Origin of the sequence: Pseudomonas helleri (assembly GCF_045830615.1) — a bacterium.
GTDB lineage: Bacteria > Pseudomonadota > Gammaproteobacteria > Pseudomonadales > Pseudomonadaceae > Aquipseudomonas > Aquipseudomonas helleri.
Genome location: NZ_CP174501.1, coordinates 5,311,402 through 5,327,207 on the forward strand (window position 1 = coordinate 5,311,402; position 15,806 = coordinate 5,327,207).

The 15,806-nt window shown below is 59.9% G+C and carries 15 protein-coding genes; 11 read left to right on the plus strand and 4 right to left on the minus strand.

All coding sequences use genetic code 11. From position 1 onward, the window contains the following. The first annotated feature begins 239 nt into the window (after positions 1-239). Genes ACJJU9_RS23885 through ACJJU9_RS23895 form a run of 3 tightly spaced genes read left to right on the plus strand, consistent with a single transcriptional unit; the run spans position 240 to position 3,919 of the window. The gene (locus ACJJU9_RS23885) at positions 240-2,054 is read left to right on the plus strand and encodes a cache domain-containing protein (protein WP_407729684.1); all 1,815 of its coding nucleotides are present in this window, start codon (positions 240-242) and stop codon (positions 2,052-2,054) included. Then, the gene (locus tag ACJJU9_RS23890; RefSeq protein ID WP_314917486.1) at positions 2,051-3,445 is read left to right on the plus strand and encodes a sigma-54 dependent transcriptional regulator; all 1,395 of its coding nucleotides are present in this window, start codon (positions 2,051-2,053) and stop codon (positions 3,443-3,445) included. Before ACJJU9_RS23885 ends, ACJJU9_RS23890 begins: the two co-directional genes overlap by 4 nt. 18 nt (positions 3,446-3,463) lie before the next feature. Next, on the plus strand, positions 3,464-3,919 hold the full coding sequence (locus ACJJU9_RS23895; RefSeq protein ID WP_048388869.1) for a thioesterase domain-containing protein: 456 nt from the start codon (positions 3,464-3,466) through the stop codon (positions 3,917-3,919). An 85-nt stretch (positions 3,920-4,004) separates the two neighbouring features. Here the strand turns inward: ACJJU9_RS23895 and cysQ are convergent, their stop codons facing one another. Further along, the gene (cysQ, locus tag ACJJU9_RS23900; protein WP_407729685.1) at positions 4,005-4,829 is read right to left on the minus strand and encodes a 3'(2'),5'-bisphosphate nucleotidase CysQ; all 825 of its coding nucleotides are present in this window, start codon (positions 4,827-4,829) and stop codon (positions 4,005-4,007) included. Beyond that, positions 4,826-5,392, minus strand: coding sequence for an ADP compounds hydrolase NudE (gene nudE, locus ACJJU9_RS23905; protein ID WP_048388865.1), 567 nt, complete (start codon positions 5,390-5,392; stop codon positions 4,826-4,828). The genes cysQ and nudE overlap by 4 nt, the downstream gene beginning before the upstream one ends. 88 nt (positions 5,393-5,480) lie before the next feature. Here nudE and yrfG point away from each other — a divergent pair, with 88 nt between their 5' ends. Beyond that, positions 5,481-6,143: a GMP/IMP nucleotidase gene (gene yrfG, locus ACJJU9_RS23910; RefSeq protein WP_314917481.1), complete on the plus strand. Its 663-nt coding sequence runs from the start codon at positions 5,481-5,483 to the stop codon at positions 6,141-6,143. Positions 6,144-6,234: 91 nt separating this feature from the next. Here yrfG and lysM read toward each other — a convergent pair whose 3' ends face one another. Then, positions 6,235-6,675, minus strand: a complete 441-nt coding sequence (lysM, locus tag ACJJU9_RS23915; RefSeq protein WP_407729686.1) for a peptidoglycan-binding protein LysM — start codon at positions 6,673-6,675, stop codon at positions 6,235-6,237. A 66-nt stretch (positions 6,676-6,741) separates the two neighbouring features. On the opposite strand from lysM, the gene ACJJU9_RS23920 reads away from it, so the two are divergent. From ACJJU9_RS23920 to ACJJU9_RS23940, 5 genes are all read left to right on the plus strand, one after another. Further along, on the plus strand, positions 6,742-7,629 hold the full coding sequence (locus tag ACJJU9_RS23920; RefSeq protein WP_048388859.1) for a LysR family transcriptional regulator: 888 nt from the start codon (positions 6,742-6,744) through the stop codon (positions 7,627-7,629). Between the two features lie 94 nt (positions 7,630-7,723). Further along, positions 7,724-8,563: a formate dehydrogenase accessory sulfurtransferase FdhD gene (fdhD, locus tag ACJJU9_RS23925; protein ID WP_048388858.1), complete on the plus strand. Its 840-nt coding sequence runs from the start codon at positions 7,724-7,726 to the stop codon at positions 8,561-8,563. After that, positions 8,560-10,908: an FdhF/YdeP family oxidoreductase gene (locus ACJJU9_RS23930; protein ID WP_407729687.1), complete on the plus strand. Its 2,349-nt coding sequence runs from the start codon at positions 8,560-8,562 to the stop codon at positions 10,906-10,908. Before fdhD ends, ACJJU9_RS23930 begins: the two co-directional genes overlap by 4 nt. Positions 10,909-11,132: 224 nt before the next feature. Beyond that, positions 11,133-11,609: a glycine zipper domain-containing protein gene (locus ACJJU9_RS23935; protein WP_407729688.1), complete on the plus strand. Its 477-nt coding sequence runs from the start codon at positions 11,133-11,135 to the stop codon at positions 11,607-11,609. A 246-nt stretch (positions 11,610-11,855) separates the two neighbouring features. Next, positions 11,856-12,767, plus strand: coding sequence for a hypothetical protein (locus ACJJU9_RS23940; RefSeq protein ID WP_153434864.1), 912 nt, complete (start codon positions 11,856-11,858; stop codon positions 12,765-12,767). Between the two features lie 138 nt (positions 12,768-12,905). On the opposite strand, the gene ACJJU9_RS23945 is transcribed toward ACJJU9_RS23940, so the two are convergent. After that, positions 12,906-13,370, minus strand: coding sequence for an Lrp/AsnC family transcriptional regulator (locus ACJJU9_RS23945; RefSeq protein ID WP_314917473.1), 465 nt, complete (start codon positions 13,368-13,370; stop codon positions 12,906-12,908). Between the two features lie 127 nt (positions 13,371-13,497). On the opposite strand from ACJJU9_RS23945, the gene ACJJU9_RS23950 reads away from it, so the two are divergent. Continuing rightward, complete coding sequence (locus tag ACJJU9_RS23950; protein WP_407729689.1) at positions 13,498-13,824, plus strand: hypothetical protein; 327 nt, start codon at positions 13,498-13,500, stop codon at positions 13,822-13,824. A 107-nt stretch (positions 13,825-13,931) separates the two neighbouring features. Continuing rightward, entirely contained in the window at positions 13,932-15,701 is a 1,770-nt protein-coding gene (locus tag ACJJU9_RS23955; protein ID WP_407729690.1) for a GspE/PulE family protein, read from the plus strand. Positions 15,702-15,806: the final 105 nt, after the last annotated feature.

Genomic DNA, 15,806 nt, shown 5'->3' on the forward strand with positions numbered 1-15,806 from the left:
CTCCAAGGAACCAAAAAAGAGGGGGATGGGCGCATCAATCAGGCTGGCCGGAAACAGTGGACGCCCGCCTGCATTTCGTCAAGAAAGGCCCCCTTTATAGCCGATAAATATCCACAATAAAAACCATTTATCGGATTTAACCCAGACAAAAGCATTTTTAATACAGATATAAATCGAGATTAAAAATAGCGCTGGTAGCCTCACTCCTACGGGGTTTAAGCGTAGGTATACTGCGCCCTATGAACTCGACTCCTACAACCCCTCGCCGCCCCCGCTGGCGCAGCCTGGCCTTACTGGCGCTGTGCCTGGCGCCTTTGTTGTGGCCGCTGCAACACTTGGCCGAGCGCTATTACCGCAGCGAACTGGCCGGGCAGAACCGCCAGACCCTCGACCTGTACGTGGCCAACTTGCTGGGCACGCTGCACCGCTATGAGGTGCTGCCACAAATTCTGGGCGAGCTGCCCGCGCTGCGTAATTCCCTGGCCGACCCGGAAGACCCGCAAACCCTGAGCACGGCCAATAAGTTGCTCGCTGAGATCAACAGCCAGACCGGCGCTGAGGTCATGTACCTGATTGATGCCGATGGCAACACAGTGGCGACGTCAAACTGGGACAAGCCCGACAGCTTTATCCGACGTAACTTTGCTTTTCGTCCGTACTTCAGCGAAGCAATGGATGGCAAGTTGGGGCGCTTTTTCGGCTTGGGCACTACGTCCGGCAAACGCGGCTATTACTTTGCCGCCCCGGTGACCGAAGGCGATAAAAAGCTCGGCGTGCTGGTGGTCAAGGTAGACCTGGATCACACCGAGCGTTTGTGGGGCAACACCCCGGAGCAACTGCTGACAACCGACGACAACGGCGTGGTGATTCTCACGTCCCGCCCGGATTGGCGCTTCAAGGCCACGCGCAAGCTGTCGCCTCAAGAGCAACAGGACATTTTCGCCATCCTGCCTTACCCGACGCGCAACCTGCAGCCGCTGAACATCAACCCGGATTCGTGGGTGGTACAAACGCAAAAAATCGACGAGACCGGCTGGAGCGTGAACATTCTCGCGCCGCGTACCTTGATCGATCGCCCGGTGCGGACTGTGCTGGCCATTGGCGCGGCCACCTTGCTGGTGGTCATGCTGCTGATCGGCTTGATGATGCAACGTCGCCGCCATTACCTGGAGCGCATCGCCTTCGAAGCCAAGGCCCGGCGTGAACTCGAAGGCCGGGTGGCCGAGCGTACCAGCGACCTTGAAGGCCTCAACCAGCGCCTGCGTAAAGAAGTGCTGGAGCGCGAGCATGCGCAGCAAGAACTGGTGCGCGCCCAGGATGACCTGGTGCAGGCGGGCAAGCTGTCAGCCCTCGGCACCATGTCGGCCAGCATCAGCCACGAACTCAACCAGCCGTTGGCAGCCATCCGCAGCTATGCCGAAAACGCCGAAGTGTTGCTCGACCATCAACGCACTGAAGACGCGCGCAGCAACCTCAAGCTGATCAACGAACTGACCGGGCGCATGTCTTCGATCATTGCGCACCTGCGCGCGTTCGCCCGGCGCGATCGCCATGCGCCTGAAAGCGTGGCGCTGCAACCGGCGCTGGACGATGCCCTGGCCTTGCTGGCCAAACGTCGGCGCAGCATGGAGGTCGAACTGATCCGCGACTTGCCTGCGGCCACGCTGTGGGTCGAAGCCGGAGAAACCCGTTTGCGTCAGGTGCTGGGCAACCTGCTGGCCAACGCTCTCGATGCACTTACCGAAAAAGGCCCGCCCCGGCGATTGTGGCTAAGTGCCCAATCAACGCCCGAGGGCGTCACTGTGTACATTCGCGACAACGGCCCGGGCTTTTGCATGGAAGCGTTGGGCCGCGCCGGTGAGCCGTTTTACACCACCAAAACCCGCACCCAAGGGTTGGGCCTGGGGCTGGCCATCTGCGACACATTAATCCGTGCGTTTGGCGGCGAATTGTTGTTCGCCAACCACAAAGAAGGCGGCGCCTTAATTACCCTACGACTGCGCGCCGGTGCACCGGGCGTGAGCTTGCAAGCTTCAGAGGACTCCAGGTCATGAGCCAACCCATTGATCCGCGCGTACAGGTCATCTTGATCGATGATGATCCGCACCTGCGCCAGGCGCTCTGCCAAACCCTGGACCTGGCCGGGCTTAAGGTGTTGCCGCTGGCCGAAGCCAACGGCCTGGCCGAGCGCATCTCACGAGACTGGGCCGGCGTGGTGGTCAGTGACATCCGCATGCCGGGCATGGACGGGCTGGAGCTGCTCACACATCTGCACGCGCAAGACCCTGAGCTGCCGGTGTTGTTGATCACCGGCCATGGTGATGTGCCCTTGGCGGTGCAGGCCATGCGCACGGGCGCTTACGACTTTCTGGAAAAACCCTTTGCCAGCGACGCCCTGCTCGACAGCGTGCGCCGTGCCCTGGCCCTGCGCGCACTGGTGCTGGACAACCGCAGCCTGCGCCTGGCACTCAGCGATCGCCAGCAACTGAGCGCACGGCTGGTGGGGCTATCCCCGGCCATGCTGCGCCTGCGCGAGCAAATTGGCGCCCTTGCCGGGACCAAGGCAGACGTGTTGATTCTGGGCGAAACCGGCTCCGGCAAAGAAGTCGTCGCACGGGCGCTGCACGACCTCTCGAGCCGCCGCAACGGCCCGTTCGTGGCGATCAACGCCGGGGCGCTGGCCGAGTCGGTGGTCGAAAGCGAACTGTTCGGCCATGAGCCCGGTGCCTTCACCGGCGCGCAAAAACGCCGTATCGGCAAATTCGAATTCGCCAATGGCGGGACATTGTTCCTCGACGAAATCGAAAGCATGAGCCTGGACGTGCAGGTCAAACTCCTGCGTTTGCTGCAAGAGCGCGTGGTTGAGCGTTTGGGCGGCAACCAGCTGATCCCGCTGGATATCCGGGTGATCGCCGCCACCAAGGAAGACCTGCGTCAGGCCGCCGACCAAGGGCGTTTTCGTGCCGACTTGTACTACCGGCTCAACGTCGCGCCGCTGCGTATTTCGCCATTGCGCGAGCGCGGTGAAGACGTGCTGGTGCTGTTCCAGCATTTTGCCGACGAGGCCAGCGCACGCCACGGCCTGGCGCTCAACGTGTTGCAACCGGGCCAGCGGGCGCAATTATTGCGCCACACCTGGCCGGGTAATGTGCGTGAACTGCAAAACGTCGCTGAGCGCTTTGCCCTGGGTCTGGAATTGGCCCTGGACGAAGGCGCTAGCGACGGCACAACGGCGTCAGACCTTGAGGTGTCTGGCAACTTGAGCGAGCAGGTCGAACACTTCGAAAAGAGCCTGATTGCTGCCGAGCTTGAGCGTTCACACAGCTCGATGCGCAGCCTCGCTGAAGCCCTGGGCGTGCCGCGCAAAACCCTGCACGACAAATTGCGCAAACACGGCCTGCACTTCGAGAGCGGCAGCCACCCTCACACCGATGAACTTGATTGACCTGAACAGGATCCGCGCATGAACCGCGACAGTCGTTATCTGGAATCCATCCTTCATCACGACATTCCGCTGACCCGTGAAATGGGCCTCAAAGTGGTTGGCTGGCAGGATCGGCAATTGCGTTTGCACCTGCCGCTGGACGCCAACATCAACCACAAAAGCACCATGTTTGGCGGCAGCCTGTACTGCGGCGCGGTGCTGGCCGGTTGGGGCTGGTTGCATCTGAGCCTGCGTGAGGCCGGGATCGAAGACGGGCACATCGTGATTCAAGAAGGCCACATCAGCTACCCGCTGCCCGTGACCCAAGACGCCATCGCGCTGTGCGATGCGCCATCAGAGGCCGCGTGGAACAAGTTCCTGGCCATGTACAAGCGCCACGGCCGCGCTCGTTTAACCCTTGAGACGCGGATGATCAATGCCGACGGCGGGGACGATGCGGTGCGGTTCAGCGGGCAGTATGTGTTGCATCGGTAGTCTGCTGTTCGCCAAAACCTTGTCTCGCGATCTTTTAAAGATCAAAAGATCGCGAGGCAAGCTCGCTCCTACAGAGGGGTGGCTTTTAACCTTGCGCCAACGCCAACAACTGCTCACGCCATGGCGCCTTCGCGGGCAACGCCAAAAAATAGCCATTGAGCAGCGATTCCCGCGCCGGATACGTGAACGGCTGGCCATCGAGCTGCAACACCACCCCGCCCGCCCCTTCAAGCACGCCTTGTGCGGCGGCTGTGTCCCATTGCGAAGTCGGCGCCAGACGCGGGTAACAATCTGCCGCGCCTTCAGCCAGCAAACAGAACTTCAATGAGCTGCCAATGTTGGCGGTTTCCAACTTCCCGACAGCCGTCTCCAGCCCGGCCAGCAAGCGCTCTTGCTCGGGGCTTGAATGCCGACGGCTGGCCACTACGATCAGCGGCTCACCGGCGGGCGGCACGTCGCGCACATTGATCGGTACGATCACGTCCGCGTCCGCCCGCCAGGCGCCCAGGCCCGCGCCACCGTAGTAGCAACGACCACTGGTGGGCATTGAAACCACGCCGAACACCACGCGACCGTTCTCGACCAGAGCAATGTTGACGGTGAATTCTTCGCTGCCGGAGATGAACTCCTTGGTGCCGTCCAACGGGTCAACCAGCCACCAGCGTGTCCAGCCAGCGCGCACGCTCTGCGCGATGTTGGCGTCTTCTTCCGACAACACCGGGATGCTCGGGTCCAACGCGGTCAGGCCATCGAACAAAATGTGGTGCGCCGCGAGGTCAGCTGCGGTGACCGGAGAGTTATCGTCTTTGGCGGTGACAGCAACATCCGCACGCCAAAACGGCAAAATGGCCTCGCCTGCACAGTGCGCGAGTTCAATCACCGGGGCTAACAAAGGATGCGCCAGGCTCACGGTTTAAACACTCCGCGCTGGGTCAACAGATCACGCGCCAGGTACAGCGCGGCCAAGGCACGGCCTTCGCTGAACTGCGGGTTTTGCACCAGCGTCGACAGCTCACGCAAGTTGACGCGGTCAACCCGCATCGGCTCCGGCTCGTCGCCTTCGAGGTGGGCTTCGTACAGATCAGAAGCCAGCACCACCTGAATTTTCTGGCTCATGTACCCCGGCGACAACGACAGCTCAGTCAAATGCTCAAGCTGGCGGGCGCCAAAGCCTGCTTCTTCTTTCAATTCACGCTCAGCGGCTGCCAGCACGTCTTCGCCCGGCTCGATCAAGCCTTTGGGCAACGAGACTTCATATTCGTCGGTGCCGCCACAATATTCTTCGACCAGGATGGCGTGTTCGGCATCAATCATTGCCACGATCATGACCGCGCCATAGCCGTTACCGCGCCCCACCAGCCGCTCGTAAGTGCGCTCAACGCCATTGGAAAAGCGCAGTTGCACTTCTTCGACCCGAAACAATCGGCTACTGGCAACAATTTCACGGGCAAGTACGGTGGGTTTTTGGCGCATAGCGGCTCCTCAATATGAACGGGTTACTATACCCCGGCTTTTCCGATTGTCTGTGTCGGATGTTTTTCTACTGTGGGAGAAGTTTTGCATGACAGCGTTACCCTGGCGCGACATTGATACCGTTCTGCTGGACATGGACGGCACACTGCTCGACCTGCACTACGACAACCACTTTTGGCTCGAACACCTGCCGCAGCGCTATGCCGAGCTGCATGGCATCAGCCGCGCCATGGCCGACCTTGAGCTCACGCCGCTGTTTGAAAACAACGCAGGCCAGTTGAAGTGGTACTGCCTGGATTTCTGGAGCCGCGAGCTGAAGATCCCGGTGCGTGAGCTCAAGCTCGAAACCGCGCACCTGATTGCCCTGCGCCCGGATGCAGACACCTTTTTAGCGGCGATCAAACAGGCTGGCAAGCGGGTGATTCTGATCACCAACGCGCACCGCGATTCGTTGTCTTTGAAGCTGGAGCGCATCGAGCTGGCGCCGTATTTCGAGCGCCTGATCAGCTCCCACGATTACGGCTTCCCCAAGGAAAGCCCGGCGTTTTGGGATGCCTTGCAAGCCGATATCGGCTTTGACCCAAGCCGCAGCCTGTTTATCGACGACACCTTGCCAATTTTGCGCAGCGCCCGTGCATTCGGCATCGGCCACTTGCTGGCGGTCAAACAGCCAGACAGCAAAAAAGGCCCGAAAGACACCGAAGAGTTCGCAGCACTGGGGGATTATCGCGAGTTGCTGGAAGGGCTTTGATTCACGCATAAACGTGTAGGAGCGAGCTTACCTCGCGATCTTTTAAACGATCAAAAGATCGCGAGGCAAGCTCGCTCCTACACAGATCAATTTACTCAGGAATACGCAGTGTCTGGCCTGGGTAGATTTTGTTCACGTCTTTGAGCAGCGGTTTGTTGGCTTCAAAGATTTTGTTGTACTGGTTGGCATCGCCATACACCGCCAGCGAAATCGCGCTCAGGGTGTCGCCTTTTTTCACCACGACAAAACGCGAAGCCACAACGGTCGGCCCGGTCACGGTGATCTGGTCGTCAACACTGGCGACGCCTTCAATGTTGCCAGCGGCCAAGACGATTTTTTCTTTCTCTTCTTGCGACGCGACTTCGCCGGTGAGGGTTATCTTGTCGCCCTCTACCTCGGCTTTGATATTAGGATTGCCCAAGCCCACGTCCGCTACGTGCTTTTTGAGTTCGTCTGAGGCATTGGCATTACCCGGTGTAAACAGGTGGGCTAGCTTTTCACCTGCTTCTTTCACAAAGCTTAAAAGGCTCATCGGTCACGCTCCTAAAGGTTGAAATATCCAGAGACCTAAGCGTAGACCATCATTGCTGGAGCAACGATGGACATCAAACAGCTGAAATTCCTCATTGCCCTGGATGAAACCCGGCATTTCGGCCAGGCCGCTGCCCGTTGCCACATCACCCAGCCCACGCTGTCGATGCGCCTGCGCAGCCTTGAGCAAGAGCTTGACCTGCAACTGGTCAACCGTGGCCAGCGTTTCGAAAGTTTTACCGCACCGGGTGAACGCGTGCTCGCTTGGGCGCGTACGGTGCTGGCGGCCTACGACGGCTTGCAGGCCGAAGCGGCGGCCTGTCGCGGCAATTTGATCGGTACGTTGCGCCTGGGCGTAGTGCCGCTTTCAAGCTTCGACCCGCTGCCTTTATTGCAGCGCCTGCACCAGCAACACCCCGAGCTGCGCTTTGAGCTGTCGGCCCTGAGTTCGGAACATATCCTTGAGCAACTGGCCAGCAACCAGCTCGACATTGGTGTGTCGTATCTGGACCGCCTCGACCACGAGCGCTTTGACTCACTGGCCCTGGGCATCACCCGGATGGGCTTACTTTACGACCAACGGCATTTCAACTTTGGCGAACAGCCCCTGAGCTGGGAGGCGCTGATTGAGTTACCACTGGGGCTGCTCAGCGGCGGCATGCACTTTCGCCAATCCATTGATCACAACTTCCACAGCCGTGGCCTCACGCCCCGCCCTTTGTTACAAACTGATGCCGTGCATCAGTTGCTGCAAGCGGTCCACGCAGGGCTCTGCTGCGCGGTCATGCCGCTGGAAGGCGGGCTTGAAGCGCTGACGGACACCTTGCGCCTGCACCCCATTGAAGACGCCCAAACCTTGGCGCAGCTGGGGTTGATCATGCGCCGGGAGGCGCCGCGTTCGGCGTTGGCAGAAGCCTGTTTTGCGCTGTTTCAGAAATCACTGAGCCCGTCATGATCGACGCCATCTATCAGCAGATCAACGCTAGCGATTAGACGCGACTTAGTGTCGCGCCTACGCTTAGGGTCATAGACCACGTTGGTAAAGCCCTATGAACGCCAAGCGCCCTTTGTGCGCGGCGCCCGCTCTCAGTACGCCCGCGCCTGCTGCCAGCCAGACTTATCAGTACGTCACGCTCGACCACAGCAGTGGCGCAGAAACGGCGCTGGCTGAAGAAGTGGCCCTGGCGATTGCCTACAACGGCATCAGCCAGGCCGTGATGCTGGTGACGCCGACCGACCTTGAAGACTTTATCGTCGGCTTTAGCCTGGGCAGCGGCATCATCCATGACGCCAGTGAAATCTACGACCTCAAGCTCAGCGGCTCAGGCTCGGCGCAGTACGCGCAGGTCGAGATCGCCAGCCGGGCGTTCTGGAACCTCAAGCAGCAACGCCGCCAACTGGCCGGCACCAGCGGCTGCGGGTTGTGTGGCGTCGAAGCGGTGGAGCAAGCGTTGCCGGACCTCAAGGTGCTGCCCGGTGCGCCATTACCGCCCGCTCAATGGCTCGACGGTTTGCGCCAGCGCATCAGCGAATTCCAGCCCTTGGGCCAGCACTGCGGCGCGGTGCATGCGGCGGTGTATATGGACGCCAAGGGCGAACTGCTGATGGGCCGCGAAGACATCGGCAGGCACAACGCCCTGGACAAACTGATCGGTGCGCTGGTGCGCCAACACATCGACCTGAGCGGCGGCGCAGCGATTGTCACCAGCCGTTGCAGCCTTGAGCTGATTCAAAAAGTGTTGCGCGCCGGGATTCAAACCCTGATCAGCCTGTCCTCGCCCACGGGCCTGGCGCTGCAATGGGCCCGGCGTCACAACCTCAACCTTATTCATCTGCCACAAAAAAGCGCGCCACGGGTGTACAGCCCTGCGCAGGAGATTCAATCGTGAGCCTTCATCATCAAGCCGACCAAACCCCGACTCCGCGCTACAAGCCTTATAAAGGCCCGGCCGGCGGCTGGGGCGCACTGATCAGTGTGGCGCAGGCCTGGTTGACCAGCGACAACGCACTGAAAAACCTGCGCATGATGCTCAAGACCAACCAGAACGGCGGTTTCGACTGCCCGGGCTGCGCCTGGGGCGACTCGCCGGAAAGCGGCATGGTCAAGTTCTGCGAGAACGGCGCCAAGGCGGTGAACTGGGAAGCGACCAAGCGCCGGGTGGATGCGGCCTTCTTCGCTAAATACAGCGTCAGCGCGTTGCTGGAGCAAAGTGACTACTGGCTGGAATATCAGGGCCGCCTGACCGAGCCAATGCGCTACAACGCCGAAACCGATCATTACGAGCCCATCAGTTGGGACGCGGCCAACAGCGTGATCGCCCGTCATCTGCTGAACCTGTCGAGCCCCAACGAGGCCGAGTTTTACACCTCGGGCCGCGCCAGCAACGAAGCGGCTTATCTGTATCAGCTGTTTGTGCGGGCGTTCGGCACCAACAACTTCCCGGACTGCTCCAACATGTGCCACGAGGCCAGCGGCGTGGCCCTGGCGCAAAGCATCGGGGTCGGCAAAGGCACCGTGACGTTCGACGACTTTGAACACGCCGACGCGATTTTCGTGCTGGGCCAGAACCCCGGCACCAACCACCCGCGCATGCTTGAACCGCTGCGTGAGGCGGTTAAACGCGGCGCTCAAGTGGTGTGCGTCAACCCGCTGAAAGAGCGCGGCCTGGAACGCTTCCAGCATCCGCAACATCCACTGGAAATGCTCACCAACGGCGACCGCCCGACCAACACCGCCTACCTGCGCCCGGCGCTGGGCGGCGACATGGCCTTGCTGCGCGGCATGGCCAAGTTCCTGTTGCAATGGGAGCGCGATGCACAGGCGGCGGGCGAACCGGCGGTGTTCGATCACGCGTTTTTGAATGAACACACCTCGGGCATCCTCGATTACATCTCCAGCCTGGACGACACGTCGTGGGAGCACATCGTCGAGCAATCGGGCCTGACCCTGGTGGACATTGAGCGCGCCGCGCGCATGTACCTCAAGGGCAAGAACGTAATCATGTGCTGGGCGATGGGCATCACCCAGCACCGCCATTCGGTCCAGACCATTCAGGAAATCGCCAACCTGATGCTCCTGCGCGGCAACATCGGCCGCCCCGGCGCGGGCCTGTGCCCGGTGCGTGGCCACAGTAACGTGCAGGGCGACCGCACCATGGGCATCAACGAACGCCCACCGGTGGCCTTCCTTGATGCGCTGGAGCGCCGCTTCAATTTCAAAGTACCGCGTGAAAACGGCCACAACGTGGTCGAAGCCATTCACGCCATGCTCGAAGGCCGGGCCAAGGTGTTTATCGGCCTGGGCGGCAACTTTGCTCAAGCCACGCCCGACAGCCCGCGCACGGCCGAAGCGCTGCGCAATTGCGACCTCACGGTACAGATCAGCACCAAGCTCAACCGCAGCCATTTAATGCATGGCAAAGAGGCGCTGATTTTGCCGTGCCTGGGCCGTACCGACATCGACCATCAGGCCGAAGGCCCGCAAGCGGTCACTGTTGAAGACTCGTTCAGCATGGTCCACGCCTCCAATGGCCAGCTCAAGGCACTGTCGAATCAAATGCGTTCGGAGCCTGCCATCATCGCCGGGATTGCCGCTGCCACACTGGGCACGCACCCCATCGACTGGAACTGGATCATGGCCGACTACGGCCGCATTCGCGAGCTGATTGCCGACACCATTCCAGGGTTCAAAGACTTCAACACGCGCATCCAGAACCCTGGCGGTTTCTACCTCGGCAACTCGGCCGGGGCGCGCCAGTGGAACACGCCGACCCAGCGTGCCAACTTCCGCATCAATGCGTTGCCGCAAGACCTGATCGACGCCCGCACCCGCGCCACGGGCAAGCTGCCGGACCTGATCCTGCAATCCATGCGCTCCCACGATCAGTACAACACCACCATCTACGGCCTCGATGACCGTTATCGCGGGGTCAAAGGCCAGCGCGACGTGCTGTTCGTCAACGAAGCCGACATCATCCGCCTGGGCTTCAAGCCGGGGCAGAAGGTCGACATCGTTTCGATTTGGGATGACCAGCATGAACGTCGGGTGAAGAACTTCACCTTGCTGGCGTTTGATATTCCGGCCGGGCAAGCCGCGGCTTACTACCCGGAGGTCAACCCGCTGGTGCCGCTAGAAAGCACCGGTGATGGCAGCCATACGCCAACGTCAAAATTCGTCGCGATCTGCCTGGAAGCAGCCAGCCCGTCGAGATTGATCATGGCGAAGGCGAGCTAAGCGGCTACAGGGTTTTCAAACTATTTTTTTCAGGCACAAAAAAGGCTGCTTTGGTTAAAAGCAGCCTGTCTGAACGAGAGATAGACTCTCAAAAAGTTATTAAGTTCCCCAACAAAAACAATAAGTTAGGTAATTGTGTACAACTCGTGTTACTGGTCGGATTCCGATTGTAACCAACCCTTTTGAGCCTCAGGATCGCCCCGTCATTCTTTTGAGGCTCACCCATGAAGCTCACCTCCATTCTCTTGTTGTCCCTCGGCCTGGTCAGTGGCGTCGCCTCGGCCGGTGGCACCACCGAAGCCGGTGTAGGCGGCGCATTGGGCGGGGTGCTGGGCGCCGTGGTTGGCCAACAACTGGGCGGTTCTACCGGCTCAACCATTGGTGCTGGCGTGGGCGGCGCAGCAGGCAGCGCAGTGGGTGCAGACAAGCGCAGCCGTGGCGAAGCAGCCATTGGCGGTGCTTTGGGCGCCGCCGGCGGTAACGTGTTGGGCCGTGGAGTGGGCGGCAGCACGGGCGCTCTGGTCGGTTCTGCCGCAGGCGGCGGTGCTGGCGGCGCACTGGGCAATTACATGGGCAATAAAAGCGATGCCGATGATCGCCGCGCCCGTGACCGCGACGACCGTCGCTACTACCGCGATGACCACCGGAGCCGTGGCCATGCCTACGGTCATCACAAGAAAAGAAAGCACCGTCATCATTGATACCCCACAAACGGGAGGCCAAGGCCTCCCGTTTTGTTTGGCTCACCGCGTACCCCGGCTAATTGTTTCAATGCATTACGCCCGTCTTTATTTGCCCGAATCATGCAGGCTGCATGATTGTCCGTTTTACTCAAAAACCTATCTTGTTGATAAACCTCAAGTTATCCACAAAACCCGGCTTGGCATGGCCCCTGCAATTCCCTGAATGAAGGCTGCACCTCATTTCATTTCAGGAGCACAACAATAATGATCGGGACGACAGAGCACTATCCTCCTGCCCCGCAGGATTCCTCCAACCAGTCAGGCGTGTCCTGGGCCGCAATTTTTGCGGGGGCTGCTGCCGCGGCTTCACTTTCTTTGCTGCTGATTTTGCTGGGTGCCGGATTGGGTTTTTCGGCCGTTTCGCCGTGGGCCGATGAAGGCGTCGGCGCCAAAGCGCTGGGCTTTACTGCGATTATCTGGCTTGCCTTAACGCAAATCATTGCCTCAGGCATGGGCGGTTACCTGGCCGGTCGTCTGCGGGTCAAATGGTCCAGCATGCACGGCGATGAAGTGTACTTTCGCGACACCGCACACGGCTTCTTGTCGTGGGCAGTGGCCACGCTGGTGTCTGCGGTACTGATCGCCAGCTCCCTGAGCAGCGTTGTCGGCAGCGGCGTTCAGGCGACGGCTAACGTGGCTTCCGGTGCGGCCTCAGCTGTTACCAGTGCAGCCGGTGAGCACATGCGCAAAGGCGGCGGCGATAAAGGCCCGGAATATTTCATCGACAGCCTGTTTCGCAATGACCAGGGCACAGCCCTCAGCGAGCAAGATGTGCGCAGCGTCGTAAGCCGCATTCTGGTGCGCGGCCTGCATGACGGCGAGCTGAACGCCGAGGACCGCAGCTACCTGGCGCAGATCGTCGCCCAGCGTACCAACCTGACTCAGCCAGAGGCCGAGCAACGGGTTGACCAGGTCTACGCCAAAGCCCATCAGGCCATTGAAGACGCCAAGGTCAAAGCCAAAGAAGCTGCTGACATGGCTGCCAAAGCAGCTGCCTGGAGCACCTTGTGGGCCTTCATCACACTGCTGCTCGGCGCGTTCTTTGCCAGCCTGTGTGCAACTTTTGGTGGTCGCCGTCGCGATGCCGTGACCTACCTCACCCCCACTGATCGTTAACTCTGGAGAATAAAAATGCGCTCGATTCTGTTGTTTTTTCTCGGCATCCCAATCCCGATCATCATCCTGATTGCGCTGTTTGTTCACTGACAGCCTGAACAATGGCCTTCCTCGCGAAGGCCATTTTTTTGCTTTGATTTAAACCGGCAGGCACGTGGTGGATTTGATCTCAGACAGCGCAACGATTGAGTTCACCTCCTGGATACCCGGCACCATCGACAGCTTCTCGAAAAAGAAGCGCTCATACGCCTCAATGTCAGCCGTGACGATACGCAACAAAAAGTCCACCGCCCCCATCAGCACATAACACTCCAGCACCTCAGGAAACCCGCGAATGGCGTCGGTGAATTCGGTGAAGTTGGAGCGCCCGTGCGCATTGAGTTTGATCTCGGCAAAAATCTGCGTGTTGAGGCCGATTTTCTTGCGGTCCAGCAAGGTCACTTGCCCGCGAATAATGCCCTCGTCTTTCATCCGCTGAATGCGCCGCCAGCACGGTGATTGCGACAACCCCACCTGTTCGGCGATCTGTGCGCTGGACAGCGAAGCGTCTTGTTGCAGCAGCGCGAGGATGCGCCGGTCGTAAGCGTCGAGTTCGCCTTGCATAAAAATACCTGTGGATAAGTTATTGACGACCTGAATAAGTCTTTCTGACGCGTAATCGATGCATCTTAGATAAAAAAAACCGCGCCCGACGTGTAAATATTTCTCCAGCCTAATCAGGAGTCATCCCATGCCGCCGCTGGAAGCCGTCTACCCCTCAACCCGCCCCGATGTCTGGGCCAGCCATGCAGCGCCGTGTGCGGTGCGGTTTTGTATTCAGGCAGAGGCCGAAGCGGATGTGTTGTGCCGGGTACTTAACCTGTTCGCCTTGCAGCAGCTCGTGCCCCGGCACGTTGAGGTGCTGCGCGATGACGACAGTTTCAGCATCAACATCCTCAGTGACGAGCAAAGCTGGCACCGCGCCCAGGTGATTGGCGAAAAATTGCGCAATCTGGTCAGCGTCTTTGACATGACGCTCGAACTCGCCCAGCCTGCCAGGTCAGCATTGACCGGGTAATAGCTGGCAACCATTGCGCAAGCCTTCATCCGCTCCAGGTGGCTAGGCTTCAAACACGCAGACAAGGATCCGTCTGCGCAGTGTTTGAAGTCGCCCAGGAGCTGTTTATGCGCAATGCCCCGCCTCATGACCAATGGCTTACCCTCAAACAGCTGCTGCCCGTATTGCTCGCTCAAGGTCGCCTGAAGCAAAGCTGCGCCGAACACGCCTTGATCAGCAGCCGCGAGCCACTCAATGCCCCGTTGCATCCGCTGGTGTTTCTGGCCAATCAACAGCTTGCAGACCCCACCCGCCCCGGCAAACACCTGGACCTCGAAACCCTGACCGCGTGGCTCGCTGATGAATTCGCCCAACCCTACCTGCGCCTCGACCCGCTCAAGATCGACGTGGCGACGGTCACCGGGCTCATGTCATTTGCCTTCGCCCAGCGCCATCAAATCCTCGCCGTGGCCGCCGATGAACACACCATCACTATTGCCAGCGCCCAGCCTTGGGTCAGCAGTTGGGAGGCCGACCTCAAACAGGTGCTCAAGCGCCCCATCCGGCGGGTGATTGCCAACCCCCAGGAGATCCAGCGCCTGAGTGTGGAGTTTTTCAACGTGGCCAAGTCGGTGACGGGGGCGGTGCTGAATGATCAAAAAACCAGCAATACGGCCAACCTTGAGCAACTGTTAACGCTGGGCAGCGCCAGCCAGGAGCCCGACGCCAACGACGCGCACATTGTGAATATCGTCGACTGGCTGTTTCAGTACGCCTTTGAACAGCGGGCCAGCGATATCCATATCGAGCCGCGCCGCGAACAGGGTGGCGTGCGTTTTCGTATCGACGGCGTGCTGCACACCGTTTACCAATTCCCGCCGCACGTCACCATGGCCATTGTCAGCCGCCTCAAGAGCTTGGGCCGGATGAACGTTGCCGAAAAGCGCAAACCCCAGGACGGTCGCCTAAAAACCAAAACCCCGGCCGGGGCTGAAGTCGAGCTGCGTCTGGCCACCTTGCCGACGGCTTTTGGCGAAAAGATGGTCATGCGGATTTTCGACCCGCAGGTCTTGCTCAAAAGCTTCGACCAACTGGGCTTTGACGGCGAAGACCTGCAGCGTTGGGAACACATGATCCGCCAGCCCAACGGCATCATCCTGATCACCGGCCCCACCGGTTCAGGTAAAACCAGCACCCTGTACGCCACCCTCAAGCAATTGGCCACCCCGCAAATCAACCTGTGTACCCTCGAAGACCCGATCGAAATGATTGAGCCCGCGTTCAACCAGATGCAGGTGCAAGCCAATATCGACCTGACCTTTGCCAACGGCGTGCGCGCCCTGATGCGCCAGGACCCGGACATCATCATGCTCGGCGAAATACGCGACCTCGAAACCGCCGAAGTGGCCATTCAGGCAGCGCTGACCGGCCACTTGGTGCTGTCGACCCTGCACACCAACGACGCGCCCAGCGCCATCAGCCGCCTGCAAGAACTGGGCGTTGCGCCTTACTTGATCAAAGCCACGCTGCTGGGCGTGATGGCCCAACGGCTGGTGCGCACCCTGTGCCCCGAGTGCAAGACCGAGCAGCCCGTGCAGGCGCACGACTGGCAGCACTTCGCCCCCGGCTGGGGCCACCCGCCTCCCGCTCATACCTACAAGGCCAATGGCTGCATGGCGTGCCGGGACACGGGCTATTGCGGGCGCTCCGGGGTGTACGAAATCATGCTGATGAACGACCGCCTGAGCGCGCTGATCAACCCGCAAACCGACATCAACGCCCTGCGCCGTGACGCCTGCACTGAAGGAATGCGGCCATTGCGAATCGCAGCTGCACAAAAGGTGACCAGCGGCATGACCACGCTGGAAGAAGCCTTGCGAGTGACGCCTGACCTCTAAACGGGATAACCCGGCCTGGCGATATGCCTAAATGTTGCGTCAAACCCGGCGTCCATCGGAACTAGACTGATACAAGCGCAATCAAACGTCTCAGTTAACCTTTTT